The sequence below is a fragment of the Chitinophaga filiformis genome, assembly GCF_023100805.1.
GTDB classification, from domain to species: domain Bacteria; phylum Bacteroidota; class Bacteroidia; order Chitinophagales; family Chitinophagaceae; genus Chitinophaga; species Chitinophaga filiformis_B.
Window position 1 is genome coordinate 1,026,259 of record NZ_CP095855.1, and the last position, 25,846, is coordinate 1,052,104.

Below are 25,846 nucleotides of genomic sequence, written 5' to 3' on the forward strand. Positions count from 1 at the left end.
ATATCCTATGCGTAAACTTATGATATTACTCGCCTGCATTTTCTGCCACTGGCAGTTACAGGCGCAGGGCTACCAGCTTACTTTCCAGTTAAAACAGTATACCGGCGGACAACTATGCCTGGCTCATTATATGGGGAAAAGCTTTTACATGGCCGATTCCGCCCAGATCAATGCGCAGGGTGTTGCGGTTATGAAGAACAAGGAAGCATTGCCAGGAGGTATCTACATCGTTTTGCTTCCCGGCAGGCAACGCTATTTTGAGATGCTGCTCGATAACAAGGACCAGCAATTCTCTGTTAGCATAGACACCACAGACCTGATCAATAAGACCGTTTTTAAAACGTCCAAAGAGAACGAGATCTTCCAGTCATATAATAAGTTCCTGTCAAAGGAAATAGCGCCACAGGACCGGCAGCTCAATGCCATGCTGGCCAAACATACGGCGGCAGACAGTGCTGCGGCGAAATCCCTGCAACAGGAACTGGGCAAAAAACTTCAGGACTTCCGTAACCATATTGTGGCGGAACACCCGAAAAGCCTGCTCACCAGCATCTTCAGGGCCATGAAAGATCCTGAAGTGCCACCTACCCCTCCCGGCGAAGATTCTACTTTTGGTTACCGCTATTACAAGGCGCATTACTGGGATAGCGTAAACCTGACAGACGGCAGGCTGGTAAGAACCGATATTATCGAGAAGAAACTGAACAGGTACTTCACACAGCTGGTGGCAATGGACCCCGATTCCATTATCGCCGAAGCAGACAATATTGTTGCGAAGACCAGAAAAGATAAAGAGATGTTCAAGTTCGTAGTATGGTGGCTGACCTATACCTACGAGACTTCCAAGTACATGGGTATGGATGCCGTATTCGTGCATATGGTGGAAAAATACTACGTATCGGGTGAGGCTTACTGGCTGAAGGATGATCAATTGAACAAGATCATCTCCAGGGCTTATTCCATGGCGCCTAACCTCATCGGGCAACAAGCCCCGCCACTGGAAGTAAAAGATTCTTCATTGAAACCCGTATCCCTCTATACCACAAAAGCAAAATATACGATCCTCGTTTTCTGGGACCCTACCTGTGGCCACTGCAAGATAGAAGTACCCAGACTGGACTCCGCCTTTAACGCCAGCTGGAAGAACAAAGGAGTAGCCCTCATCGGCTTTAAAACGGAAGGCACCAAAGACGAATGGCAGTCTTTCATCAAAGAACATAAGCTCAATGGATGGATCCATGCATGGGACCCGGACGCCCAGAGCAATTACCGCCGTTTGTACGATGTATACAGCACTCCTGTGGTGTATTTGCTGGACGAAAAAAAGAAGATCCTGGCCAAAAGACTGGGCGTTGAACAGCTCAGCGATTTCCTTGAAAAAATGGACACAAAGGATGGCACAGTCCGCAAATAATCAGATATAATAATTATTTCCCATTGTAATTCACTTGTTTGCAGTCAGATAAGTTTGCTGTGGGTGCCTTTGGCATAGTCTTTGGAATTTCGATGTTGTAATCAAATTGTTAAGATTATGAAAAAGATTATCCTTTCGTTTGCGGCCCTTGCGATTTCTTTCGGAGCAATGTCTCAGGTGCGGGTAGGTGTGAAAGGCGGTTGGAACCTTTCTACCATTTCTGTGAGTAACGACGGTTCAGTGGATAAAGACCGTTCATTATCAGGTTACCATATTGGTCTTATTACCGACATTCCCCTGGTACCGAAGGTACTTTCCTTCCAGCCCGGAGTGTTTTATACCACCAAAGGTGCGAAGTTGACATCTGGAGACAAAGACAACAGCGCCACTGTTCCTTACAGGAAATATACCACCCGGCCCCAGTACATTGAGATTCCTTTAAACTTTATTGGTAAGATACCTGTCGGTGCAAATACCAGGCTATTTGCCGGTGTCGGTCCTTACATGGCATTTGGTGTAGCAGGTAAGAATAAGGTATCAACTACACTTGCCGGTGTAACTACCAGTACAGAGTCTAACATTAAATGGGATGACGATACCCCTTTCAACGAGGGAGATCCTGACCAGGGATTGAACAAGTACAAAAGGTTTGACTGGGGTGGTAACGTGCAGGTAGGTGCCGAATTCAAGAATTTCCTGGTTTCTGCACAGTATGGACACGGCTTTGGTAAGATTAACTCCGGTGGAGATGATAGCAGGAATGACAAGAACAAAAACAGAGTGTTTAGTGTGTCTTTAGGTTATCTGTTCTAAAATCGTATTACAGCAATTCAGTTACTTTTTAACCGGACGTAACAGGCAACGTCTCCTATAACAAACAACAATAGCTAAGAAATTGGTATAGCATCCTTTAACGCCTGCAGGATGCTATACCAAAAATTAAAACACCATATGAAAAAGGTATTATTATCCGTTGCCGCGCTGATGATTGCAGGCATTACTTTTGGCCAGACAAAATTCGGTATTGTGGCAGGACCTAATTTCTCAAGTGCAACCGTTAAAAACGCAGCAGGTCATAAAGAGACCGGCGACCTGGTAGTTGGTTTAAGGGCTGGTGTAACAGCCGATTTACCGCTGGCAGATGAATTTTACATTGGTACAGGCTTACTGTACGCAGGTAAAGGCAACAAGGCCAACGACAACCTGAAAACAACACTGTCTTACCTGCAACTTCCCATCAACTTCCTGTTCAAACCAGAAGTAGGCGCCGGTTGGCTGAACCTCGGTGCTGGTCCTTACCTCGCTTACGGTCTGGGTGGTAAACACAAAGGTACCGTTGGTAACGTAACTGCAGAGTGGAAAGCTTTCGATGATGAATCAACAATTATCGGTGGAAAGCTGAAACGTTTTGATGCCGGTGTAGGTATCGTAGCTGGTTATGAAATGAAGGCCGGTTTATACCTCGGTATCAATGCCGACCTGGGCCTGGTGAATGTATATGATAATACTGACAACGATCGTAGCTGGAGGAACACATCTTTCGGTGTTTCTGTAGGTTATAAATTCTAAGGCAAGCAATATTAAATAAAGAGTCCTTCCTGTCGCTGACAGGGGGACTTTTTTATTTTTTCTAAAATCTCCCCCTTTCGTTGCGAACGCTCAATATTGCCTACAATTTGTGAGTATTTAGATTATTTTTATGCCCGTATTTATGACGGGGATGATCCCGTGTTATGAACCCTGGAAGACCCTATTAAAGAGGACAATACCGCACAACATTACAACACAACGTAAAACGCATGAGTAAATTTTTTACACTCTTCCTTTTAACGCTGTTAATTTCCCTAATGCCCCTTCATGCCCAGGTAAGTCTTGGATTAAGGGGTGGCTATACCTTGTCTGCCACACAGATAAAAAACAGCCAGGGTTATAAAAGTAACAGCCTTGGTACCAGTAGCCAGCTTACCAATTTCCATGCAGACCTGATGATTAACGTACCGGTCTACAAAAGACTCTATTTTCAGCCCCTGGTAAGATACATTACCAAAGGCGCCTACCTTCGTCCACTGCCTTCCAAACAGGGCGTATTCGTGGAATCGGCCAACCAGCTTAAGCTGCATTACCTGGAAGTGCCATTGAACATGGTGCTCAAGTTCCCGGTTTCGCTGGGTAAGATCGTGGTAGGTGGCGGCCCCTATGTAGCCTATGGACTAAACGGCACCTATGACCTGGACCTGATGTACAATGGATCAGTTGTCAGTACCGATTCCCATTCTATCGAATTTAACTACAAAGACAGGGGCATTGCTCCGGGCGCACAGCTCAGCAGGTTTGATGCCGGCGCAAACCTGGCGTTCGGAATAGAATTTAACAACCTGATGGTAGTAGGCGCCAATTTGAGCCGGGGAATGTTCAACCTTGACCGTACCTCTTCTGCAAAGATCACCAACAGCTATTTTTCCCTGAGCCTGGGTGTGCTGCTGGACAGGGAGGATTACTAAAGGAAAGAAGTATTTAAACTATTGAAGGGAGTTCCTGAAAAGGGGCTCCCTTAATTTTTTTTGGGTAATAGGGGTAAGTTCAAGCGTAGCCGTCTTAGGAATTGATAATTCATTGTAATTATCAGCAACAAAAAGACAAAAAGTGTGACAGTTATTCGGACATGCTGCTACGTTTCCACGTAATGGCATTTTTATTAAGAAAAACGGTTACCATTCTATCATAAAAAAGCGGTCCGCCCAAGGCGGACCGCTTTACTTTATAAACTGCGGATAGATTAAGAGTATTATACCACTGCTTCAACTGCCTTCCGGATCACATTGGGTTTACCCAGGGTGTAGTAGTGCAGTACGGGCACGCCAAAGGCCTTGAGTTCTTTTGACTGCTGGATCAGCCACTCGGTGCCTACAGCCTCCACTTCCTTATCCGTTTTACATTTCAGTATCTCATTGGCAAGATCGGCCGGAATGTCTACATGAAAGGTACGTGGCAGGACAGTCAGCTGTTTACGGGTAGTGATGGGTTTTAACCCTGGAATGATCGGTACGGTAATACCCGCCTCGCGGCATTTAGTAACGAAATCAAAGAATTTCTGGTTATCAAAGAACATCTGGGTCACGATATAGTCGGCGCCATTTTCTACCTTTTTCTTGAGGTAGCTCATGTCTGTCTGCATGTTTGGCGCTTCAAAGTGTTTCTCCGGATAACCCGCCACGCCTATACAAAAGTTTGTTTTCACGCCACCTTGCAGGTCTTCTTCCAGGTAGATGCCATTGTTCATGTGTACCACCTGTTGTAGCAGTTCGTCTGCATAACGGTGACCATGTGGTTCAGGTTCAAAGAATGTCTCATTCTTAGGCGCATCACCACGTAATACCAGCACATTATCCACGCCCAGGAAATTGAGGTCGATCAATGCGTTTTCTGTTTCTTCCCTGCTGAAGCCTCCGCAGATGAGGTGTGGAACTGCATCCACGTCATAGTGGTTCATCAAGGCAGCGCAGATGGCCACTGTACCGGGCCGTTTACGGATCTCCACCTTTTCAAAGGTGCCGTCAGCCCTTTTCTTAAACATATGCTCACTTCTGTGGTAAGTAACGTTAATGAAAGCCGGCTTGAATTCCATCAGGGGATCAAGATGTTCATATATAGAATCGATACTCTTACCTTTAAGGGGAGGTAAGATCTCAAAAGAGATCAGCGTATCTTTTGCCTGCGCAATATGTTCTGTTACTTTCATAGTAGAAATAAAAGTGAGCTTAAGTTAATGCCGGGCAAAAATAATACATCCATTAGAATTATCATCTGATTTTTCGCGGAATGGCCGAATATTTTAATACATTGTACTCCATTCATAGATAAAAAATGTAGCGATCTTGCACAAATTGAGGGACTGACGACAGTTAGACGTTGAAAGCTAAATGAAAAGTGTATTTTTGCTAAGTTTGAACATATGGCATTAAAAATACATACAGATCAACTGGTAAAGCGTTACGGTCACAGAACTGTAGCCAACCACGTATCTGTTGAAGTGACACAAGGAGAGATAGTTGGGTTGCTTGGTCCTAACGGAGCAGGTAAAACAACCACATTCTATATGGTAGTGGGGCTGATCAAGCCCGACGAGGGACAGGTGTACCTGGATGATGTGAATATTACAAAACTGCCAATGTACAAAAGGGCGAAAATGGGAATTGGTTATCTGCCCCAGGAAGCTTCGGTGTTCCGTAAGCTGAGTGTGGAAGATAATATTTCCGCCGTATTGGAAATGACGAAGCTGAGGAAAGCAGAGCAGAAAGAAAAGCTGGAAAGCCTGCTGGAAGAATTCCGTCTTACCCATGTACGCAAAAGCCCCGGAGATGTATTGAGTGGAGGTGAACGCCGGCGTACGGAAATAGCGCGCGCGCTTGCGGTAGATCCTAAGTTCATCCTGCTGGACGAGCCTTTTGCCGGTATTGACCCGATCGCTGTCGAAGACATCCAGTCAATCGTTGCCCGCCTTAAATACAAAAATATAGGGATCCTCATAACAGACCATAACGTGCAGGAAACGCTCTCTATTACCGACAGGGCATACCTCCTTTTTGAAGGAAAGATACTTAAAGCCGGTACTGCAGAAGAGTTAGCCGAAGACGAACAGGTAAGAAAAGTGTATCTTGGCCAGAATTTCATTTTACGTCGTAAAAATTACCTGGACGAAGCAGCTAAACAACAATAAACTACTACGCTCCTGATCCTATTATGAGAATATTAAGTCCTGCAATATCACAATTGGCGCGTTTGCGTATGGGGCGCATAGAATATTTTATGCAATACCCCCTGCAGGTGCAGCAGCAGGTGTTCCAAAACCTTATCAGCGCCGCTCAGTATACAGAGTTCGGCAAGCAATATGGCTTTTCACAGATATATAAGATAGAAGAGTTCAAGCAAAGGGTTCCTATTCATAATTATGATACCCTCAAGCCTTACATCCAGCGATTGATGGAGGGACAGCAGAACATCTTATGGAATACACCGATTAAATGGTTTGCCAAATCAAGCGGTACCACTGCCGATAAGAGCAAGTTCATACCCGTCTCTGTAGAGAGCCTGGATGATTGCCATTACCGCGCCGGCCGTGACGTATTATCACTGTACTATAATAATTTCCCTGACTCCCGCCTGCTGACCGGTAAATCGCTGGTAATAGGTGGTAGCCACCAGGTGAACAAACTGGACGCAGAAAGTGATTCTTACTTCGGCGACCTGAGCGCCGTGATGCTACAGAACATGCCATTCTATGGCAACATGATCCGTACACCCGACCTTTCCATTGCCCTGATGGACGAATGGGAGGAGAAGATAGAGCGCATGGCCAACGCCGTGATACATGAGAATGTAACCTCCATTGCCGGTGTACCTACCTGGACGCTGGTACTCATCAAACGTATATTTGAGATCACCGGGAAAGATAACCTGGCCGATGTATGGCCTAACCTGGAATTGTATATGCATGGTGGCGTAAGCTTTACGCCGTACCGGGAGCAGTTCAAAAAACTGATCCGTAAGCCGGACATGTATTACCAGGAAACCTATAATGCTTCTGAAGGCTTCTTTGCCGCACAGGACGTAATAGGAGAGGAAGGCCTGCTCCTGTTCCTCAACCATGGCATCTTCTACGAATTCATGCCAATGGAAGAATATGGCAAATCATCTCCGCAAACCGTGCAGCTGCAGGACGTGGAAATGGGTAAGAACTATGCCCTGATTATCAGTACCAACGGTGGGTTATGGCGTTACCTGGTAGGCGATACCGTACAGTTCACTTCTCTTGCGCCTTACCGTGTAAGGGTAAGCGGACGTACCAAGTCATTCATCAACGCTTTTGGAGAAGAGCTGATCGTTGAGAACTCGGATATGGCCATTGCGAAGGCATGTGAGGTGACTGGCGCTGTGATGAACGACTATACCGCGGCCCCTATCTATTTTAGCGATAGCGAAGCAGGTGGCCATGAATGGCTGCTGGACTTTGACGTGATGCCCGGCAATCTTGAACAGTTCATTGATGTGCTGGATAATACCCTTAAGTCTATCAACTCCGACTATGAGGCCAAACGCCATAAAGATATGGCGCTGCGCCGCCCGGTGGTACATGTCCTGCCCAAGGGCACCTTTACCGACTGGCTGAAGAGCAAAGGCAAACTGGGTGGTCAGCATAAAGTACCGCGCCTCAATAACGAGCGGCAGCATGTGGAAGAAATTCTTAAATTCGCCGGCATCACTGGCAAAATCTAAATTTAATCATCTAACAACTATTACGTCTATATGAAATTACTGGAGAACAAAGTAGCTATTGTAACAGGTGCCAGCAGAGGTATAGGGGAAGCCATCGCGATCAAATTTGCAGAACAGGGAGCAAACGTTGCATTCACATATCTTAGTTCCGACGAAAAGGCCAAAGCACTGGAACAAAAGCTACAGGCAATGGGTGTAAAGGCAAAAGCCTATAAATCCAATGCAGGCAGTTTCGAAGAGAGCGAGGCGCTGATCAATGATGTACTGAAAGAATTTGGCGCTATAGATATCTGCGTGAACAATGCCGGTATTTCCAAAGATAACCTGTTGCTGCGTATGAGCCCTGAACAGTGGGACGAGGTAATTGACGTGAACCTGAAGAGTGTTTATAACATGACCAAACATGTGATCCGCCCAATGATGAAGGCAAAGAGCGGTTCCATTATCAATATGAGCTCCATTATCGGTATGAAGGGTAACGCGGGGCAGAGCAGCTATGCCGCTTCCAAAGCAGGTATTATCGGCTTCACCAAATCTATCGCAGCTGAACTGGGTAGCCGCAACATCCGTTGCAATGCTGTAGCTCCTGGTTTCGTTGAGACTGACATGACGCACTACCTGAAAGATGGTGATGGCGCCAAGAACTACCTGGCACAGATTCCGCTGGGCCGCTTTGGCAGCACTGAAGATATCGCTAACGTATGTCTGTTCCTGGCTTCCAATATGGGAGCATATGTAACCGGCCAGGTGATCAGCGCCTGCGGTGGACTGAATATGTAGTATAATATAATATTGATCAGGGATCAGGAATTGGATACGGGCGTCTGCGCTTATTCAAGCCCTGATCCCTGATTGTTTAATATCGTTTTCCGGGGATCTCCACCCTGAATGTTTCCATACACTTCCTGTCCTGCAATGTCACAAATACGGTTTTACCGTCTTTGCCGCCAAAAGTGAGATTGCTGCATTGCTTACCCTTCAGCGGGATTTCCCGTATTTCCTTACCATCGGGCGCCAGTACCACGATTGCACCTTTTCCCCAACGGGCTACATAGAGGTTGCCTGCTTTGTCGCATTTCATACCATCAAAGCCATAATCAGGGAATTCAGCGAACAGTTTTTTATTGCTGATATTACCATCTTTATCAACATCGAACTTCCAGATCTTACGCTGCACGCTTTCATTTACGTACAGGGTCTTTTCGTCAGGGCTCAGTTCAATACCATTGGCGGTTCCCATGTTACCGTCCAGGAGCACGGCCTTACCGCCTTTATCGATACGCCAGATCTGCCCTTTGCTGTTTTTCCAGTCGGGGTCTGATGCGAAGAGCACATCTTTTTTACTGATGCAAAGGTCATTGGGCTGGAACATCTTGTCTGAATGCACATAAACGCTCACCTTTTTCGTCTTCATGTCCACTTCCAGCACATTGTGCCCCTTGAAGTCCGGCAGGTACATATTGCCCTTGCTGTTGAACTGGATGCTGTTTGCAATGCTGCTATCCGGCAATGTCACAAACACTTCCCCGCTGCCGTCTTTTGTGCTGATCTTCCCGATGGTGCCGTCCCGCAGATAGTTCACCACATAGAGATTGCCTGCTTTATCGAAATTGGGCCCCTCAATGTTGACCGAGAACATATTCTCTTTCGTAAGATCCTGCGCCTGGTACAATGCAGTGGATTTGTGCTGTGCCATGACTGCGCAACCGGTCGTTAAGGCCAGTAATAAACAGATATGCTGCTTCATGATAAAAAAAATTGCGTTGAGTTATCAAGTTAAGAAAAGATAGGAAAGTTAAACCCTTAATAAGACAAAATTGACCGTTGTTACGTGCTGAGCAGCTAAAATATGGCAAATAACTACCGTTCAAAAATTTGGTTATCAAACTATTAATATATCAAAGAAGTACTTATATATTTGTGATGTTATTAGTCCTGTGTAAACGTCCTATTATGTTTAGAGTTATACCTATTGTTTGCCTGTTGGGGTTGATCCTTCACTCATCATGTAACAACAGCTCTCAACCCGCTGCCGTTAAACAGAATAAGAGTATCAATATTGCACCTATTGTGCCGGATAGCGTGATGAAGTATTATGACTTCGTCAACGGGCTGACGCAGTTGAAGTTACCTTATCCGAATGCCTATGAGCTGAAGGAGATAAAGGATTATGCGCATTATCTTGGCGCCGATACCTTTCAGCGGGTAAAGGCCGGGCGCTTTGCTGAGGTCAATGGGTTTACGCCGGTCATCTTTGCCTGTGACATAAACGATCATGAGAAGAGAACTTACCTCGTGGTATATAACGACAACGGTGTGGAAAAGTCGCGTTTACAGGTAGCAGCCAATGTAAGCAGGGAGCCAGGTGAGGAAGAAGAAACAGTTGTAGCAGTAAAAGATACCACATCCACAGAATTTACCAATCAGTGGTTCTATATAGGCCTGGATTCGCTGATCGAAGTCAGGGCACGTCATTCCACCTATGTACAGGGCAGCCAGAAAGTGAATACCTCGCTTCGCTTTTACAAGATAGGCCGCAAGGGAACGATAAAGGAAGTGCCGAAAGAGAAAGAGTCCTTTGAGAAATATGCCAGCCGTTTTCCTGAACATAAATTACCCGCCACGCTGGATACCGTGAGTACAAAAGAACTGAAACCCGTTTCCAGGCTTACCCCTTATTACGATTTTAAGGAGGAGAGCCCCGATCCGATATATGCATTGGGCCGGCTGGATATAGGGGGAAGGGCAACGGCTTTGTTGTATGCCAGAGATACTATTTACCTGGATGAGGGATTAACTTATCCGGAGGTAAAGCTGATCACTTATAAGAAAGGTAAAGAAGTGGACAGGATAGTTGTGTACGGAGGCAGATTAGGGGAGCATTCAGAGACCATTTACAGAAAGTGTATGGTAGATAAAGACGCCAGCATCAACCTGCAGGAGGAAGACAGGAGGGAACTGGATAGTACTTTCCGCTTCAAGACGGTATACAATATGCAGTATGAAGTACTACCCAGCGGCAAGATCATCGGCCGGCAGGCCACATCTATTGTACATAGTTCAAAACTGTACAACGAAAAGGCGCTTATTAAATATTTCAAGGGCAAACGGGGAAATCATCACTATGCCTCTTTGTTTCATATCCGGGCCAAGGACAATATCCTGGTAGGCCTGCATGAGTTTAACAAGGGAGGGGAGAACTTCCTGGAGTTCTTAACTGTTAATAAAGATAATAAGATCATAGACCGGTACACGGTATACAATAATCTGAAGAAACAGAAGCTGGCAAATGTAAAGGCGAAACAGATGGAGAACAGGGAAGATGATTACAATGAGAGGAGGGGAAGGCTTACCTGCGATGCAATTATTAAATTGACAGGCAAAGAACTGCACATTACACCAGGGGGGAAATTTGTGAAATAGTTTTCACTATTTTCGCCGGGCCATGATACATGTTTCAGACTTTAAAGACCTCGAACACCTTTCAATACATAAGGTAGGAAATGCCTCACAGGAAGAACCGCTGATTTGCTCGCAGGCCCCGCTGGAACTGCAGGACGAGACGATCAGCCAGTTGTTGTTAACGTATTTTATACAGCCGTTCACCAACAGCGCAGAGTACTTCCGTTTTTATCATGAGGCTGATTTACAATTAAATGAGATTTTTCAATACTGCCGCCGTATATTTGAAAACAGGGACAATTTTCACGAGCAATCAGTGAATATTGCCAAGCATCTATACAAGCATTCCACTCATCCAAAGATCAAGGGTGGAGAGTTATACATTGCTTACTTTAGTAAATGTCAGGTGGATGGAGAAGACGTTGAGGCGATAGGCATTTTTAAATCTGAGAACAGGGATACTTATCTCAAGGTATTTCTGGCCAATGACAACTATGAGGTGAACTATGAAGATGGGATCAATATCAATAAACTTGATAAAGGTTGCCTGGTATTCAACACCGAAGAAGAAAATGGGTACAAAGTCAGCATAATAGACAGCATCAGCAAACAAAATGAAGCAGTTTACTGGAAAGATGCGTTCCTGCAGGTACAACGCCGGGAGGACAGTTATCACCAGACAGAGCTTGCAGTGAACATGTGTAAGAAGTTTATTCACGATAAACTGCCCGGCGAATACGAGATAAGCCGTGTAGACCAGGTGGACCTTCTTAATAAATCAGCAACTTATTTCAAAGAGAAAGAGCAGTTTCAGCTGGATGATTTTGCACAGGAAGTGTTGGGCCATCCCGATGCCATAGCGTCATTCAAGGAATATAAAGAGCAGTTTCAGCAGGAGTTTCAGCAAGAGTTCCCCGATGAGTTTGATATTTCATCTCCTGCGGTCAAGAAACAGCAAAAGGTTTTTAAGAGTGTACTGAAGTTGGACAAAAACTTTCACATCTATATACATGGTAACAGGGAAATGATTGAGCGTGGATTTGATGAGTCTACCAATTTGTATTACTATAAGCTATTGTTTGAGAACGAAACTTGATCTATCTTTTTTTCATAAGCAAAAACCAATTATTAAACAAAGGCTGTTCTTCCGGGCGGCCTTTTAGTATATCGGATCCGGGAACGTTCCCAGCAGTTAGTATCAGATACTGATGGTAAAAGAGATAAGTGTAGCTGCCGCTGTGGCTACAAATGCTTTATTTGTTGCTAAGGTCCCGCAGAAATCATTCCAGTTAAAGCAGTAAAATAAAAAAAGCGCATCAATAACATGATGCGCTTCTCAATGGTATTAAAAACGATTGTTTATTTCTGTTTTTCGCGGGGCTTCGGTGGCTTGTTATGTCCTCCGCCTCCCTGTTGTTTAGGATTGTTAGGATTATTCTTGTCCTGCTGCGGTTTAGGCCCATTAGGCTGATTACGCTGATCCTGCTTCTGCTTGGGAGCATGTTGCTGCGGGCGTTGTTCCTGTTTAGGCTTTTGTTGCTGCTGCTGTGGACGGTTATCCTGTTGTTTCTGCGGGCGGTTTTCCTGCTGCTGCTTTTGTTGCTGTGCAGGACGGTGCTGGTTTTCGCCTTTACCTTCCTGTTTTTTGTTGCCCGGCTGCTGTGGTTGTTCCTGCTTCTGTTTATGCTTTTGTTTTTCCTTGTCTTTGTGTTTACGTTTCTGAGAAGCTTTTTCAAGCGAACGTAAACTGATCTGTCCTACAACATCTGCGAAGCCAAGGTCAGTTTCTTTTGGTTTTATTGTCACCACTTCCACAGGTTTCAGGTCTTCCGGCCTGATATTCTGTTTATTCAGCTGGCGTATCTCTTTCACGCGGGCAATAGTAAGCGGATATTGCTTGTTACTGTCGCCATAAGAGTACCACATCAGGTTTTTGAAAATATCTCTCTTCTGAAGGGTAGCCACGCCGTTTGCGGTTTCAATACTGTCAGCATCTTCAGGGAATTCCTTCAATGCATCGAGGTAAGTATCCAGTTCATAATTCAGGCAGCACTTCAGACGGCCACATTGACCGGAAAGTTTAGCCTGGTTAATAGACAGGTTCTGATAACGGGCAGCGGTGGTATTAACGCTTTTGAAGTCGGTGAGCCAGGTAGCGCAACAAAGTTCTCTTCCGCAACTACCGATACCGCCTACTTTTCCGGCTTCCTGGCGGGCGCCTATCTGGCGCATTTCCACCTTTACGCGGAATTCACCGGCGTAGAGTTTGATCAGTTCGCGGAAATCCACCCTATCGTCTGCGGTGTAGAAGAAAGTGGCTTTACGGCCATCAGCCTGGATCTCCACTTCTGCGAGCTTCATTTCCAGACCAATACTGCGGGCAATGGCCCTGGCTCTGATGAGGGCGTCCTTTTCGCGGGCTTTGTTATCGTTCATCCGCGCAAGGTCTTCATTTGTAGCGCGGCGAAGGACCTTCTTTACTTCAGGGGTATCTTCGATACGCTTTTTCTTCATCTGTAATTTAACCAGTTCGCCTGTAAGGCTGATCTGTCCGATGTCGAAACCACTGACGCCTTCTACAGTTACCATTTCTCCTTTATCGAGTAACTGTTTGGTGGTGTTACGGAAAAAATCCTTTCTGCTACCGTTGTTAAAACTTACTTCTATTATATCAAATGGTGCTAAGCTGTCACTTAAGGGAATATTGGCCAGCCAGTCAAATACATTCAGCCTGTTACAGCCTCCACTACTGCATCCTCCATTGCTTTTGCATCCTGACGGCTTCCCCTCTGCACCTGTACCACATCCGGCACAAGCCATATTAATCGATTTAAATTATTAAATGAAATACATCCGGGCATTGGACCGGACGCTTAATATATATAATTCCTCCTTATTACATAAGGGCCGGAATTAACAAAGATAACGGAAAATGCCCTTAATATGTCATATTGCCGGAATCGGCCTCTTTTTAAAGATATACTGCAACTTCACGGAAAGCGCATGAAACAGCAGTTTGGCGTTCGCGTTGCGTTCTATATAATAGCAGGCATTGTCCAGTTCCTGCATGATCTGTTCCATTTGCTGAAGATCTGCCAGCTTTTGCAGTTTCGCCGCAAAGTCCGTTTCCTCATCTGAAAAGGCCAGCTGGCTTCTGTCTATATACTTCAGTCGCAGGGTATGCTCCATGAGGTTGATGAAATAACGCAGGAACTGTTTCTGGTTCTCGCGTCCCATTTTGGTACTGGCGATGCCTTCTATCCATCCCTGAAGCGCCACCCGGTTGCCGGTGAAAATATAGTTGAGCCAGTTGCGCAGCAGTTCATGATAGTCGTCGTCTGAATGCTGGAGCATATACAAGGCCTCCCGGTAATTGCCGGCCGCGATGGTGGCCGCCTGTCGTGCCTTGGCGGCTGGTATCTGTGCCCGCTTGATCAGCGCATCTATCATTACCTCTTTCGGCAGCGGATTCACTTTGATCAGATGTGTGCGGGAGAGGATAGTGGCCAGGATCTGTTCCTGGTTTTCTGCCACCAGCAGAAAAATGGTATTGTCTGGTGGTTCCTCTATCAGCTTCAGCAGCCTGTTTCCCTCGTTGCCAAGGTATTCAGGCATCCACATCAAAAGTATCTTATAGGTACTCTCAAAGCTTTTCAGGCTCAGCTTGCGGATGATATCCTGGCATTCTGTAGCGGTAATATTACCCTGTTTGTTCTCTGCCCCGATAAACTGTAACCAGTCATATGCATTGCCATAAGGCTGGGCGTCGACGAATTCCCGCCATTCGGCCGCATAATCAGCGCTTACCGGTTTATCGCCCGGCTTGCGGGGAATGACCGGGTAAGAGAAATGTATATCAGGATGTATGTACTTACCTGCTTTCAGACAGGAGGCACATTTGCCACAAGCCCCGTCCGGCTGTTTATCTTCGCAGACCAGATATTGCGCAAACGCAAGCGCTATCGGAAGCCCTCCGGCCCCTTCAGGCGCCAGTATGATATTGGCGTGACTAAGCCGGTGCTGTTCCGTAGACTTTATTAATTGTTGTCGTATATCTTCCTGACCTATGACATTCGAAAAAAGCATGGACGCAAATTAGTATTTCTTTTCTATCGCGGCCGTTACTTCAGGTGAAAGCGGTTGGGTTTTAGGTGAGAACACGGCTACCAGGTTACCCTTTTCATCCAGCAGGTATTTCTGGAAATTCCATTGTACTTCTGATGGTTCGAGGTGTTTGGCTTTACTTTCATCCAGCAGCCATTTATAGATAGGGTGGATGTCACTGCCTTTTACAGAGATCTTGGCAGCCATCGGGAAGGTAACTGCATATTTCTTGGTACAGAATTCATGGATCTCAGCATTGGAACCAGGTTCCTGTGAGCCGAAGTTGTTAGCAGGGAAACCAATGATCACCAGGTTCTTTTCGTATTTCTTGTACAGTTTCTCCAGGTCAGCGTACTGAGGAGTGTTTCCACACATAGAGGCGGTGTTTACGATCAGGATCTTCTTGCCCTTATAATCTGCAAAATTGATTTTGCCGCCATCAACGCCGTCTACTTTAAAGTCATATATAGCTCCGCCTTTCATAAACAATAGTATTGAAATCAACAGTGTCTTCAGTGTCATATAATTAGGATTGTAGAGTGATTTTAAAAAAAAGTGAGCAAATAAAATTAAGTAAAATATTGTATATAAGGTGTTAATGATAAGCGGAGGCCATGCTATTTTAATGGTGAGCAAAGGCCAGCGTGTAAATGCTTACCGCTGCACCGGCGCCCAGTAACAGGCTGCTGCATGCTTCAAGGGTGGCGCCGGTAGTGAGTACATCATCGATGAGCAGGACATGCTGATCCTTTAACTGGTCGGTTTGCCTGATGGAAAAGACATTGGAAACATTTTGCCAGCGGAGCAGACGGCCCTTATTGGTCTGCGACGGAGAATAGTTGTTTCTGAAAAGTATTTCCTCCATGACCGGTTTTCCTGTTATTGCAGCCACACCGTTTGCCAGGAGCATGGCCTGGTTATATCCTCTCTGCTGTAGTTTGGTGGGATGTATGGGAACGGGAATGATACTGTTTATTTCGTATAGCCAACCGCTTTGCAGGAGGATGTTGCCCATCTGCTGGCCCAGATGGGTGGCAATATCTTCCCGCCGATCGTATTTGAACTGGTAAATAAGCTGTTGTAATAAAGACGACTTCCGGTAATAATAAGCTGACATGGCATGCCTGATATTAACCCTTCCCCAGAAGATCTTTTCTACCGGGTTGCCGGGCAGGTGCTGATAGCCGGTAAGCGGCAGCCGGCGCAGGCAGCGGATGCAAAGGACCTTTTCAGTACGGGTAAGATCTGTGCCACATCCGTCACAGGTATGCGGATAGAACAGGTCCAGCAGCGAGGATAACAGGTTTTTCATTTTTCAGGTATGGGTAGTTCGTTGCTGAAAATAATGAAAACCTGAAAACCGGAAAATTAAAAGAGGCTTCTGTATACTTCATCGACCCTGCCTACAGGTACCACTTCAATATTGAACTTGCTGAAATCTGTGCCCTTCTTATTGTAGCGGCTGATGAAGATCTTTTCGAATCCCAGTTTTTCTGCTTCTGCAATACGTTGTTCTATACGGTTCACAGCGCGTATCTCTCCACTGAGACCTACCTCTCCTGCAAAACATATCTTGCTGCTGATGGCGGCGTCTTCGTAGGAAGATAAGAGCGCGCACAATACTGCGAGGTCAATAGAAGGATCTTCTACACGAATACCGCCGGCAATGTTCAGGAAGACATCTTTTACACCGAAATGAAATCCGCCGCGTTTTTCCAGTACGGCCAGCAGCAGTTGCAGCCTGCGCAGATCGAAACCGGTGACGGTACGTTGAGGAGTGCCATATACAGACTGTGTTACCAGCGCCTGTACTTCCACCAGCATAGGGCGCATGCCTTCCATAGTAGCGGCAATAGCCACACCGCTCAGCTGGTCTTCCCTTTGTGATATCAGGATCTCCGACGGGTTGGTGACCTGTCTTAATCCGGCGCCGGTCATTTCATAAATGCCCAGTTCCGCTGTTGATCCGAAACGGTTCTTGATAGTGCGGAGTATGCGGTAAGCATAGTGTTGATCGCCTTCGAACTGCAGCACGGTGTCTACCATATGCTCCAGTATCTTAGGGCCTGCAATAGCGCCATCTTTGGTGATATGGCCGATGAGGAACACAGGAGTATGGCTCTCCTTGGCAAAACGTTGCATTTCGGCGGTCGTTTCCCTGATCTGGGATACACTACCGGGAGCCGATTCGATAAAAGGCGATTGTAAAGTTTGAATCGAGTCAACTATAACGAGTTGCGGACGTAGTTTCTTTATTTCCTGGAAGATGGTTTGTGTAGATGTTTCTGTGAGCAGATAGAACAGATCATTTTTTACCTGTAATCTGTCCGCTCTCATTTTTATCTGCTGTGCACTTTCCTCACCACTGATGTAGAGGGTAGTGATGTCTTTGAGTTGCAATGCGTTCTGCAGGAACAAGGTGCTTTTGCCTATACCGGGTTCGCCTCCTACAAGTACTAAGGAGCCGGGTACTATACCGCCGCCCAATACACGGTTCAGTTCTGCATCGGGCGTGAGCAGGCGGTCTTCTTCTATGCCGCTCACTTCGGAAAGGTTCACGATGTTATCTGATCTGCCGTTTTCTTTTTCAGGTTGCCAGCTGGTATTACGTAAAGGGATATCCTTTTGTACTTTTTCTTCAACGAATGTATTCCATTGCCCACAACTTGGACATTTACCGGTCCATTTAGCTGATTCGTATCCACAATTCTGACAGAAGAACGCAGTTTTAATTTTCATGCGGCAAATTTAAAACGTAAATCATCGGCTACGTAAAAAAGAAAAAATAAACGATGATGTGATGATGAAAAAAATGAAAGAAAAGTGAGTTGAAGGCATTCAGTTTTTCATGAAAAAGGGGCAGGAAAAAATCGGGCAAAAAAGAAAAGAGCCAACAGAAATTTCTGCTGACTCTTTCTACTTACTAACCCATTAAATTCACGTCTAAATTACTAAATGGCTACAGAATAAAAAAGTTTATTTAATTGATGTGAATAACTTTTGATGACTTTTCATAATGTGACAGATCTGCCACCATAGCACGTTTCAGCGGTTGAAGGCATTCAATTATACTTTCATTGGAAGAGCGTAAAAGGTTGATAAATAGGAATGATGCCGCCATAAATTATATATGAAATCGGCGTCATAAAAGCATAAAATATATCTGTCATAACGTCCGGATTGACATTTCAAAATTTTACGAAACGCCATATTGGCAGTGTTAAATTTCCTAATTGGCAGGAAAAAATGAAGGAGACCGGACCAATTCTTAAGGAAATCCTAAATCCCCTCCGGAGGGATGATTTGGACGGTAATTTGATCATGGTTACGAGTAATTTTGTATCGAACTAAAACCTCATTTTAAATAGTATGACACCTGGCATTATGTTTATGTCGCTGATCTTTATCGGGGTCAGCATGTTGATAAGCTGGAGATTGAAAAGCAAAATCAGGGAATACAGCGCTATACCGACCTCTTCGGGGCTAACCGGTAAGCAGATTGCTGAAAAGATGTTGAAAGACAATGGGATATATGACGTGCAGGTGATTTCCGTTGATGGCTTTTTATCTGACCACTACGATCCGGCAAATAAAACGGTAAATCTCAGTCCGGATGTATATTCCGGGGCAAATGTATCGGCTGCAGCGGTGGCGGCGCACGAGTGCGGGCATGCGGTGCAGCACCAGCGGGCTTATCCCTGGCTGAACCTGCGTTCCAAACTCGTACCGGCGGTACAGTTCAGTTCCGGCCTGGTACAATGGGTATTGCTGGGCGGTATTTTGCTGATAAATGTCTTCCCGGCACTGTTGCTGGGTGGTATTATCCTTTTCGGGGTGACCACGATTTTTGCCCTGATAACCCTGCCTGTGGAGTTTGATGCTTCCAGGAGGGCCCTGGCCTGGCTGGACAATACCTCGCTGATGCGCAGGGAAGAGCATGACAAGGCGAAGGACGCCCTCTGGTGGGCGGCAATGACCTATGTGGTGGCAGCGATCGCATCTATAGTTACGCTGTTGCAGTATATCATGATCTATGCAGGCGCCAGGAACAGGGACTAATTTTATTATCATCTGTTAATCAATATGCTAGAGGTCGGGAAAATGCTTCCCGGCCTCTTTTTATGATCGCGGGAACGCACAATGGAACGTGCACGGAAACCTTATGCTTTCTTTGAGGTATAGTGGAGGTTCGCTCAGGGTAGCCTCATCCTCCCTTAATCTTCCGTTCCGGAACGGAAGATTAAGGGAGGATGAGGCTACCCTGAGCGAACCTCGGGCGAATCTCTACTATACATATCAGATACAATGTATCGGTTAAGCTGGCTTCCAGGACTTATGCATCGGCTTCGATATGACTGTAGTGCGACTATAGTACCAATGGCCTGAACTTACGTTTATCTTACGTCTTGAACGTAAGATGAACGTAAGTTCAGGCCATTGGTACACCGTTGGTACCGGGTACATACCGTAGCGATACCCTGCCGGAGAGCCTGTACCAGGCCAGCCCGTGGGGTTGGTAAAAATGAGGTCAGGTAGAATGCAGTACAGTGCTGCAAACCCTGATATGATTTGAAAGGAGTTGCCTGTTTTATCAGGTATTCTGTAGTATTATGAAATAGATGTATGTATTAGAGGTTGATCAGTAGTTAAAAAATACTCTCCAGGAATTATTCACTGGTGCTGTTAATAATTCTGTGTCAAAATTATTATTGAAAATCAACACATTGCAAAGGTGTCTTCCAAAAAACTTCCTCAAAAGTATGGTTTTATGAATTAAGAGGATTAGTTTTGCACTCCCATTTTGTTTGGGATAGTTATATCAGAACGTAAAAACTTTATTATATACTATAATGAACACTTTAAGCTTCAAGACTAAATCGGCCAATGACGCTACTGTAACGCGTGAATGGCACATCGTAGACGCTACCAACCTGACATTGGGTAGGATGAGCGCTAAGATTGCGGCAATCTTAAGAGGTAAGAACAAGCCTTACTATACACCTCACACTGACTGTGGTGATTTCATTATTGTTATCAATGCTGAGAAAGTTCAGTTTACCGGTAATAAATGGAATGACAAGGAATATCTGACTTTCTCTGGTTATCCAGGTGGTCAGAAAGCAGAAGTTGCTAAAGACCTGGTTCGTCGCAGACCGGAACTGATCATAGAAAGAGCTGTAAAAGGTATGCTGCCTAAGAACCGTCTGGGACGTGCCATGTACAAAAAACTGTTTGTATATGCAGGCGCTGAGCATCCACACGCTGCGCAGAAACCGAAAACATTAACTTTCTAATTTTTCTCTGATACATGGAAAAGCAAAAAAATACTATTGGTCGTCGTAAGGAAGCCGTAGCCCGTGTGTACATCAGCAAGGGTACTGGTAACGTTGTTGTGAACGACAAAGACTATAAAGAATACTTCCCGCTGGTATACCTGCAGAACCAGGTAGAACTGCCGCTGAAGACAATCGACGCTACAGATAAATTTGATATAAAGGTAAATGCTGCCGGTGGTGGTATCAAGGGTCAGGCAGAAGCTATTAAGCTGGGTATTGCACGTGCACTTTGCGAAGTGAACATCGAATACCGTCCGGCGCTGAAAGCAGCAGGTCTGCTGAAACGTGATCCGAGAGGCGTTGAACGTAAGAAACCAGGTAAAGCTAAAGCTAGAAGAAGCTTCCAGTTCTCTAAACGCTAATAGTGATGAATGCGTGGAGCTATATGCGATGCGCAGATTATTAACATTGACCTTTTATAACAGAGCATAATAACATGGAAAATAATACCTCATTACAGCAGCAGTTACTGGAGGCGGGTGTACACTTCGGTCACCTGAAGAAAAAATGGAACCCGAAGATGCTGCCTTACATCTTCGCAGAAAAGAAAGGTATTCACATCATAGATCTGAATAAAACCGTTGAAGGTTTACAGGATGCAGCTGCAGCCCTGAAATCTATCGCTAAGAGCGGTAAAAAGATCATGTTCGTAGCCACTAAGAAACAGGCTAAAGAAATCGTAGCTGAAGCTGCAAAACGCGTTAACATGCCTTTCGTTACTGAAAGGTGGTTAGGTGGTATGCTGACCAACTTCGCTACTATCCGTAAGAGCGTTAAGAAGATGCAGAGCATCGAAAAGATGCTGGCTGATGGTACCCTGGATAGCATCACCAAGAAAGAGCGTCTGACCTTAACCCGCGATAAGGAGAAAATGGAGAAAGTACTGGGCGGTATCGCTCAGCTGGCACGTGTTCCTGCAGCGCTGTTCCTGGTTGACATCAGCCACGAGCACATTGCACTGGCAGAAGCCCGTCGTCTGGGTATCTCTACCTTCGGTATGGTAGATACCAACTCCGATCCTACTAAAGTAGACTTCGCAGTTCCTGCAAATGATGACGCGACTAAATCTATCGCAATCATCACTAACTATATCGCTGCTGCAATCGCAGAAGGTCTGGCAGAAAGAGCTAATGAGAAAACTGACGATGTAGTTGAAGAAGAAGAAGCTGACAACCAGGCGCTGAAATTCGAACTGGAAGGCGGCGACGATCGTGGTGAAAGAGGCCGTAAACCTGGTGGTCGCGGTCCTGGTGGTCCTGGTGGCGCCGGTGGACGTGGTCCTGGTGGTGGTAACCGCGGTGGCGGTGGTGGCAACCGTCCTGGTGGCGGTGGTGGTAACCGTCCTGGTGGCGGTGGAGGCAATCGCCCAGGTGGCGGTGGTGGTAACCGTCCAGGCGGCGGTGGCGGCGGACAGCGTCGTCCTGCTGGTTCCGGTGGTCCTCGCCCAGGCGGTGGCGGAAGATAATCTCCCGTATACAGACAACAATCATAAAGCAATTGCGAATCGTGGACATAGACTCTTTGTTCCATGATTCGCAATTCAGCTAATAGTTGATAAAGGATAAATATTAATCTATATTAAACTCATTATAAGTTATGGCAGCAACAATTACAGCCGCTGATGTTAACAAACTGCGTCAGCAAACTGGTGCAGGTATGATGGATTGCAGAAAAGCATTGGTAGAAAGTGATGGTGATTTCGAAAAAGCAGTAGATTATCTGCGTAAAAAAGGACAGAAAGTAGCAGCCCTGCGTTCTGACCGCGAAACCAAAGAAGGTGTTATCATTGCTAAAACTGCTGCAGACGGCAAATCCGGTGTAGTAGTAGCACTGGGTTGTGAAACTGACTTCGTTGCTAAAAACGAAGAATTCGTGAAATTCGCTCAGTCTATCGTTGACCTGGCACTGAGCACAGGCGCTAACACCCTGGAAGAACTGGGTGCAGCTACCCTGGACGGCGCTACCGTAAATGATAAAGTGAACGATCAGGTAGCTAAGATCGGTGAAAAAATCACCCTGGCTAAATTTGAAAAGATCTCTGCAGCGTCTGTAACCGCTTACATCCACGGTAACTACCGCATGGGTGTACTGGTTGGTTTCTCTGCTCCTGTTTCTGAAGAAGTAGGTAAAGATATCGCTATGCAGATCGCAGCTATGAACCCGATCGCAGTAGACGCTGATGGCGTTTCTCCTGAACTGGTTGCCCGCGAAAAAGCTATCGCTATCGAGCAGATCGCTGCTGAAGGTAAAACCGGCGATATGGCTGAAAAGATCGCTATCGGTAAAGTGAACAAATTCTTCAAAGAAAATACCCTGTTACCTCAGGCATTCGTTAAAGACAACAACAAATCTGTTGGCGATTACCTGAAATCTGTTAGCGCAGATCTGAAAGTAACCGGATTTACAAGAATCGCTTTAGGGTAATTTTATTACCTGTTTAAAAGGAGAGAATCAAATTCTCTCCTTTTTTTTGTGCTTTATATCGAGAATGCAATGGGCCGGACACTGTCTATACTTCCCCTTTCGCAACACCAGAAGTAAGGTGTTCCGCATTTTTTTATATATTCGGGCCCTGTAAACCATTTACTAAACACATTTTCATATCATTTTTCTATAGTCATGTTGCCAAAGTATAAGCGTATTTTACTCAAATTGAGCGGTGAATCCCTGATGGGAGAAGGTAATTATGGTATCGATCACAGAGTGATCACGCAGTATGCGTACGATATTAAAGCTGTGACCGACCTTGGAGTACAGGTAGCCGTGGTAATTGGAGGTGGTAACATTTATCGTGGTATGAATGAAGCAGAAACCGGCATAGAAAGGGCCCAGGGAGATTATATGGGTATGCTGGCAACGGTGATCAACGGTATGGCCATGCAAAGCGGCCTGGAGAAAGTAGGGCTATATACCCGTCTTCAGTCTGCCATTAAAATGGAGCAGATCGCTGAACCATACATCCGTCGCCGTGCTATCCGTCACCTCGAAAAAGGCCGTGTAGTGATATTTGGCGCGGGTACCGGTAACCCTTACTTCACCACAGATACGGCCGCTTCCCTGCGTGCTATAGAAATACAGGCAGATGTGATCCTGAAAGGAACCCGTGTCGATGGTATCTACACTGCCGATCCGGAGAAAGATCCAACTGCTACCCGTTTCGAATCTATCACCTTCTCTGAAGTGTACCAGAAATCACTCAACGTGATGGACATGACCGCATTCACCCTCTGCCAGGAGAATAAACTGCCTATTATCGTATTTGACATGAATAAGGGTGGTAACCTGCTGCAGGTAATAATGGGCAAGAATGTAGGTACGCTTGTGAAGGGTTAATCTGATTGCTGTATTACTGATATCAGGGACCAGGAATTAAGAACAACATTGTCCGTTGTTCTTAATTCCTGGTCCCTGTTTTTATTTCAACAGGGACCTGATGTTCTTATAAGGCACGAACAGGGTTACCTGGCCTAATGCATATGGCCCTATCTCGTAAGGTGTATAACTGAAGCCGATACCTTTGTCCGTTACCAGGAAATTATCATTGGGAACGATCTCTTTGGTGAGCAGCATCGTTTCCAGTTTCTCCCCATCCGCCAGTTTATAGATGCCCCGGAAGGATTTCTCCAGTTCGGGTATCAGCTCCGTTTTATAGTCTGGTTTCAGGATGTCTTCCGGCTTCAGGACCTTCTTTTTCTCCAGATCCAGTACCTGGTAATGTGCCCCATAATTGCCGTGTGCACCACCGGTGAATTCATAACTGAAATATTCCAGTACCAGCAGTGGGTATTGGTTCCAGACTATTTTAATATCGGCATCAGCAGCCCAGTTGGCTGTCGCAGGAATGCCCTCCGTGGTATCCAGGTCTTTTTCATTGACCTTGTAGGTGATCAGGAAAGAGTCAATATCCCGGCGTATATATTTGTTCGCGTCATTGGCAGGTTTGCCATCTGTGATGCAATTGCGTATAAAAGCGGCCGTAGTCTCGTCAACACCCGCGGCAGGCCATACAATGCTGTTGGTTGCCTGGCCGGTTGGCGTATTTGGATTGCCGGGGAAAAGATCTACCGAGTCGGCAGCATACAGCACATCGAGCGGAATGGTGTTTTCCTGGCTTGGTTTGAGCTCAAAAGGATAGGAGGTACCCTTACCCCTCCATTTGCCTGTAAAGTTACCAAGACTGTCCAGTTTGCCCGAAAACAGCCTTTCCTCGTTGCGGTCAGTGTTCTCATACAGGATCACCTTATCGCCTTCCGGACTACCCCATATCATAATAGGTTCACCAACCTTATCATAAGTATAATATCCGCGGAAGATCCAGATACCTGATTTAACAAGGTCCATGGTCACAGCTTCCGTTCCGATGGTGCCTTTCAGGTGGAGATAATAGAAAGCAGTTTTGGTAGGATCAGGGACTTTTGAAGTCTGCGTCTGCTGCTTTGTTTTCTTGCCGCAGGAGACGAGCACACAACAGGTAATAGCTAATAATAATATGGTTCTCATGCGCTAAAATTACTAAATAAACTGACCACTGTCATATATCAATCTGCCCTCGTGACCGGTTACATGCTATGTTTATAAGTATCTTTGCCATAGTTAAAATCAGGACCATGTTGAACAAAGAAGTAGCAGATCTGCGTAAAGATTACCGCCTGGCTTCCCTCGATGAGGGGGATGTGGCAAAGGATCCCATAGAACAATTTGAACGTTGGTGGAACGATGCAACCAACGGGCAACTGAACGAGCCCAATGCCATGACACTGGCCACCAGTACCCCTGACGGGCATCCTTCCGCACGTATTGTGTTGTTAAAGAGTTTTGATGCGGATGGTTTTGTGTTCTTCACAAACTACGAAAGCCGTAAGGGCGCAGAGATGGCGGCTAACCCCAACGTATCATTGTTGTTCTTCTGGCAGGAACTGGAAAGACAGGTACGTATAGACGGAACTGTTAGCAAAGTAGGCGCTGACGTGAGTGACGAGTATTACAACAGCAGGCCTCCCGGCAGTCGTATAGGCGCTATTGCTTCTCCACAGAGCCGGGTGATACCGCACCGTAGTTTCCTGGAAGACCAGGTGAGAATGGTTGCTGAAAAATATGTGTTGCAGGATCCGGTACGTCCGGCATACTGGGGCGGTTATGTAGTAAAACCTTTGAAAATGGAATTCTGGCAGGGACGCAGCAGCCGTTTGCACGACAGGATATTATACAGCCAGGAAGGTAATGAGTGGAAGATAGAGCGCCTGGCGCCCTGACAGGCGTAGTTGGTATTATAAAGTCAGGAATTAGGAATTAGCGTTTCGGACGAATTCTTAATTCC

24 protein-coding genes are annotated in these 25,846 nt (G+C 45.8%); 16 read left to right on the forward strand and 8 right to left on the reverse strand.

What is annotated here, in order from left to right; genetic code table 11:
* Window positions 1-7: 7 nt before the first annotated feature.
* From MYF79_RS04290 to MYF79_RS04305, 4 genes are all read left to right on the forward strand, one after another.
* The gene (locus MYF79_RS04290; RefSeq protein ID WP_247812718.1) at window positions 8-1,414 is read left to right on the forward strand and encodes a redoxin domain-containing protein; all 1,407 of its coding nucleotides are present in this window, start codon (window positions 8-10) and stop codon (window positions 1,412-1,414) included.
* Between the two features lie 117 nt (window positions 1,415-1,531).
* A complete protein-coding gene (locus tag MYF79_RS04295) occupies window positions 1,532-2,227 on the forward strand; it encodes a porin family protein (RefSeq protein ID WP_247812719.1) in 696 nt (231 codons plus the stop codon).
* Window positions 2,228-2,365: 138 nt separating this feature from the next.
* On the forward strand, window positions 2,366-2,983 hold the full coding sequence (locus MYF79_RS04300; protein WP_247812720.1) for a porin family protein: 618 nt from the start codon (window positions 2,366-2,368) through the stop codon (window positions 2,981-2,983).
* Window positions 2,984-3,213: 230 nt separating this feature from the next.
* Window positions 3,214-3,915: an outer membrane beta-barrel protein gene (locus tag MYF79_RS04305; protein ID WP_247812721.1), complete on the forward strand. Its 702-nt coding sequence runs from the start codon at window positions 3,214-3,216 to the stop codon at window positions 3,913-3,915.
* 284 nt (window positions 3,916-4,199) lie between these two features.
* Here the strand turns inward: MYF79_RS04305 and metF are convergent, their stop codons facing one another.
* Entirely contained in the window at window positions 4,200-5,153 is a 954-nt protein-coding gene (metF, locus tag MYF79_RS04310; protein WP_247812722.1) for a methylenetetrahydrofolate reductase [NAD(P)H], read from the reverse strand.
* Between the two features lie 213 nt (window positions 5,154-5,366).
* Between metF and lptB the strand changes: the two genes are divergently transcribed.
* Genes lptB through fabG form a run of 3 tightly spaced genes read left to right on the forward strand, consistent with a single transcriptional unit; the run spans window position 5,367 to window position 8,467 of the window.
* Window positions 5,367-6,131 (forward strand): LPS export ABC transporter ATP-binding protein, encoded by a 765-nt coding sequence (gene lptB, locus MYF79_RS04315; RefSeq protein WP_247812723.1) that lies wholly within the window; start codon window positions 5,367-5,369, stop codon window positions 6,129-6,131.
* A 23-nt stretch (window positions 6,132-6,154) separates the two neighbouring features.
* Complete coding sequence (locus MYF79_RS04320; protein WP_247812724.1) at window positions 6,155-7,687, forward strand: GH3 auxin-responsive promoter family protein; 1,533 nt, start codon at window positions 6,155-6,157, stop codon at window positions 7,685-7,687.
* Window positions 7,688-7,717: 30 nt separating this feature from the next.
* On the forward strand, window positions 7,718-8,467 hold the full coding sequence (gene fabG, locus MYF79_RS04325) for a 3-oxoacyl-[acyl-carrier-protein] reductase (RefSeq protein ID WP_247812725.1): 750 nt from the start codon (window positions 7,718-7,720) through the stop codon (window positions 8,465-8,467).
* Window positions 8,468-8,543: 76 nt separating this feature from the next.
* On the opposite strand, the gene MYF79_RS04330 is transcribed toward fabG, so the two are convergent.
* Window positions 8,544-9,434 (reverse strand): SMP-30/gluconolactonase/LRE family protein, encoded by an 891-nt coding sequence (locus MYF79_RS04330; RefSeq protein WP_199654513.1) that lies wholly within the window; start codon window positions 9,432-9,434, stop codon window positions 8,544-8,546.
* A gap of 206 nt (window positions 9,435-9,640) precedes the next feature.
* On the opposite strand from MYF79_RS04330, the gene MYF79_RS04335 reads away from it, so the two are divergent.
* Window positions 9,641-11,110, forward strand: a complete 1,470-nt coding sequence (locus MYF79_RS04335; RefSeq protein ID WP_247812726.1) for a hypothetical protein — start codon at window positions 9,641-9,643, stop codon at window positions 11,108-11,110.
* Between the two features lie 22 nt (window positions 11,111-11,132).
* Window positions 11,133-12,185 (forward strand): nucleoid-associated protein, encoded by a 1,053-nt coding sequence (locus tag MYF79_RS04340; protein ID WP_199654515.1) that lies wholly within the window; start codon window positions 11,133-11,135, stop codon window positions 12,183-12,185.
* 263 nt (window positions 12,186-12,448) lie between these two features.
* Here the strand turns inward: MYF79_RS04340 and ricT are convergent, their stop codons facing one another.
* The 5 genes from ricT to radA form a co-directional block, all read right to left on the reverse strand.
* Window positions 12,449-13,909, reverse strand: coding sequence for a regulatory iron-sulfur-containing complex subunit RicT (gene ricT, locus MYF79_RS04345; RefSeq protein WP_247812727.1), 1,461 nt, complete (start codon window positions 13,907-13,909; stop codon window positions 12,449-12,451).
* 126 nt (window positions 13,910-14,035) lie between these two features.
* The gene (locus MYF79_RS04350) at window positions 14,036-15,175 is read right to left on the reverse strand and encodes an ATP-binding protein (RefSeq protein WP_247812728.1); all 1,140 of its coding nucleotides are present in this window, start codon (window positions 15,173-15,175) and stop codon (window positions 14,036-14,038) included.
* A 9-nt stretch (window positions 15,176-15,184) separates the two neighbouring features.
* Window positions 15,185-15,676 (reverse strand): glutathione peroxidase, encoded by a 492-nt coding sequence (locus MYF79_RS04355; RefSeq protein ID WP_247812729.1) that lies wholly within the window; start codon window positions 15,674-15,676, stop codon window positions 15,185-15,187.
* A gap of 139 nt (window positions 15,677-15,815) precedes the next feature.
* Window positions 15,816-16,505: a ComF family protein gene (locus MYF79_RS04360; RefSeq protein ID WP_247812730.1), complete on the reverse strand. Its 690-nt coding sequence runs from the start codon at window positions 16,503-16,505 to the stop codon at window positions 15,816-15,818.
* Between the two features lie 56 nt (window positions 16,506-16,561).
* On the reverse strand, window positions 16,562-17,932 hold the full coding sequence (radA, locus tag MYF79_RS04365) for a DNA repair protein RadA (protein ID WP_247812731.1): 1,371 nt from the start codon (window positions 17,930-17,932) through the stop codon (window positions 16,562-16,564).
* Between the two features lie 630 nt (window positions 17,933-18,562).
* On the opposite strand from radA, the gene MYF79_RS04370 reads away from it, so the two are divergent.
* From MYF79_RS04370 to pyrH, 6 genes are all read left to right on the forward strand, one after another.
* On the forward strand, window positions 18,563-19,252 hold the full coding sequence (locus tag MYF79_RS04370; protein ID WP_247812732.1) for a zinc metallopeptidase: 690 nt from the start codon (window positions 18,563-18,565) through the stop codon (window positions 19,250-19,252).
* A gap of 791 nt (window positions 19,253-20,043) precedes the next feature.
* Complete coding sequence (gene rplM / locus MYF79_RS04375; RefSeq protein WP_110053299.1) at window positions 20,044-20,487, forward strand: 50S ribosomal protein L13; 444 nt, start codon at window positions 20,044-20,046, stop codon at window positions 20,485-20,487.
* 14 nt (window positions 20,488-20,501) lie between these two features.
* Window positions 20,502-20,891, forward strand: coding sequence for a 30S ribosomal protein S9 (gene rpsI / locus MYF79_RS04380; protein WP_247812733.1), 390 nt, complete (start codon window positions 20,502-20,504; stop codon window positions 20,889-20,891).
* A gap of 74 nt (window positions 20,892-20,965) precedes the next feature.
* On the forward strand, window positions 20,966-21,994 hold the full coding sequence (rpsB, locus tag MYF79_RS04385; RefSeq protein WP_199654522.1) for a 30S ribosomal protein S2: 1,029 nt from the start codon (window positions 20,966-20,968) through the stop codon (window positions 21,992-21,994).
* A gap of 131 nt (window positions 21,995-22,125) precedes the next feature.
* The gene (gene tsf / locus MYF79_RS04390) at window positions 22,126-22,953 is read left to right on the forward strand and encodes a translation elongation factor Ts (protein WP_247812734.1); all 828 of its coding nucleotides are present in this window, start codon (window positions 22,126-22,128) and stop codon (window positions 22,951-22,953) included.
* A 195-nt stretch (window positions 22,954-23,148) separates the two neighbouring features.
* Entirely contained in the window at window positions 23,149-23,862 is a 714-nt protein-coding gene (gene pyrH, locus MYF79_RS04395; protein WP_110053295.1) for a UMP kinase, read from the forward strand.
* Window positions 23,863-23,943: 81 nt separating this feature from the next.
* Here pyrH and MYF79_RS04400 read toward each other — a convergent pair whose 3' ends face one another.
* Entirely contained in the window at window positions 23,944-25,029 is a 1,086-nt protein-coding gene (locus MYF79_RS04400) for a DUF3298 and DUF4163 domain-containing protein (RefSeq protein ID WP_247812735.1), read from the reverse strand.
* Window positions 25,030-25,136: 107 nt separating this feature from the next.
* Between MYF79_RS04400 and pdxH the strand changes: the two genes are divergently transcribed.
* A complete protein-coding gene (gene pdxH, locus MYF79_RS04405; protein WP_247812736.1) occupies window positions 25,137-25,781 on the forward strand; it encodes a pyridoxamine 5'-phosphate oxidase in 645 nt (214 codons plus the stop codon).
* Window positions 25,782-25,846 lie beyond the last annotated feature (65 nt).

Excerpts from the sequence above, each read along its gene's own strand:
- MYF79_RS04290 (WP_247812718.1), top strand. The coding sequence starts at position 8 with ATGCGTAAACTTATGATATTACTCGCCTGCATTTTCTGCCACTGGCAG.
- MYF79_RS04295 (WP_247812719.1), top strand. The coding sequence starts at position 1,532 with ATGAAAAAGATTATCCTTTCGTTTGCGGCCCTTGCGATTTCTTTCGGA.
- MYF79_RS04300 (WP_247812720.1), top strand. The coding sequence starts at position 2,366 with ATGAAAAAGGTATTATTATCCGTTGCCGCGCTGATGATTGCAGGCATT.
- MYF79_RS04305 (WP_247812721.1), top strand. The coding sequence starts at position 3,214 with ATGAGTAAATTTTTTACACTCTTCCTTTTAACGCTGTTAATTTCCCTA.
- metF (WP_247812722.1), bottom strand. The coding sequence starts at position 5,153 with ATGAAAGTAACAGAACATATTGCGCAGGCAAAAGATACGCTGATCTCT.
- lptB (WP_247812723.1), top strand. The coding sequence starts at position 5,367 with ATGGCATTAAAAATACATACAGATCAACTGGTAAAGCGTTACGGTCAC.
- MYF79_RS04320 (WP_247812724.1), top strand. The coding sequence starts at position 6,155 with ATGAGAATATTAAGTCCTGCAATATCACAATTGGCGCGTTTGCGTATG.
- fabG (WP_247812725.1), top strand. The coding sequence starts at position 7,718 with ATGAAATTACTGGAGAACAAAGTAGCTATTGTAACAGGTGCCAGCAGA.
- MYF79_RS04330 (WP_199654513.1), bottom strand. The coding sequence starts at position 9,434 with ATGAAGCAGCATATCTGTTTATTACTGGCCTTAACGACCGGTTGCGCA.
- MYF79_RS04335 (WP_247812726.1), top strand. The coding sequence starts at position 9,641 with ATGTTTAGAGTTATACCTATTGTTTGCCTGTTGGGGTTGATCCTTCAC.
- MYF79_RS04340 (WP_199654515.1), top strand. The coding sequence starts at position 11,133 with ATGATACATGTTTCAGACTTTAAAGACCTCGAACACCTTTCAATACAT.
- ricT (WP_247812727.1), bottom strand. The coding sequence starts at position 13,909 with ATGGCTTGTGCCGGATGTGGTACAGGTGCAGAGGGGAAGCCGTCAGGA.
- MYF79_RS04350 (WP_247812728.1), bottom strand. The coding sequence starts at position 15,175 with ATGCTTTTTTCGAATGTCATAGGTCAGGAAGATATACGACAACAATTA.
- MYF79_RS04355 (WP_247812729.1), bottom strand. The coding sequence starts at position 15,676 with ATGAAAGGCGGAGCTATATATGACTTTAAAGTAGACGGCGTTGATGGC.
- MYF79_RS04360 (WP_247812730.1), bottom strand. The coding sequence starts at position 16,505 with ATGAAAAACCTGTTATCCTCGCTGCTGGACCTGTTCTATCCGCATACC.
- radA (WP_247812731.1), bottom strand. The coding sequence starts at position 17,932 with ATGAAAATTAAAACTGCGTTCTTCTGTCAGAATTGTGGATACGAATCA.
- MYF79_RS04370 (WP_247812732.1), top strand. The coding sequence starts at position 18,563 with ATGACACCTGGCATTATGTTTATGTCGCTGATCTTTATCGGGGTCAGC.
- rplM (WP_110053299.1), top strand. The coding sequence starts at position 20,044 with ATGAACACTTTAAGCTTCAAGACTAAATCGGCCAATGACGCTACTGTA.
- rpsI (WP_247812733.1), top strand. The coding sequence starts at position 20,502 with ATGGAAAAGCAAAAAAATACTATTGGTCGTCGTAAGGAAGCCGTAGCC.
- rpsB (WP_199654522.1), top strand. The coding sequence starts at position 20,966 with ATGGAAAATAATACCTCATTACAGCAGCAGTTACTGGAGGCGGGTGTA.
- tsf (WP_247812734.1), top strand. The coding sequence starts at position 22,126 with ATGGCAGCAACAATTACAGCCGCTGATGTTAACAAACTGCGTCAGCAA.
- pyrH (WP_110053295.1), top strand. The coding sequence starts at position 23,149 with ATGTTGCCAAAGTATAAGCGTATTTTACTCAAATTGAGCGGTGAATCC.
- MYF79_RS04400 (WP_247812735.1), bottom strand. The coding sequence starts at position 25,029 with ATGAGAACCATATTATTATTAGCTATTACCTGTTGTGTGCTCGTCTCC.
- pdxH (WP_247812736.1), top strand. The coding sequence starts at position 25,137 with ATGTTGAACAAAGAAGTAGCAGATCTGCGTAAAGATTACCGCCTGGCT.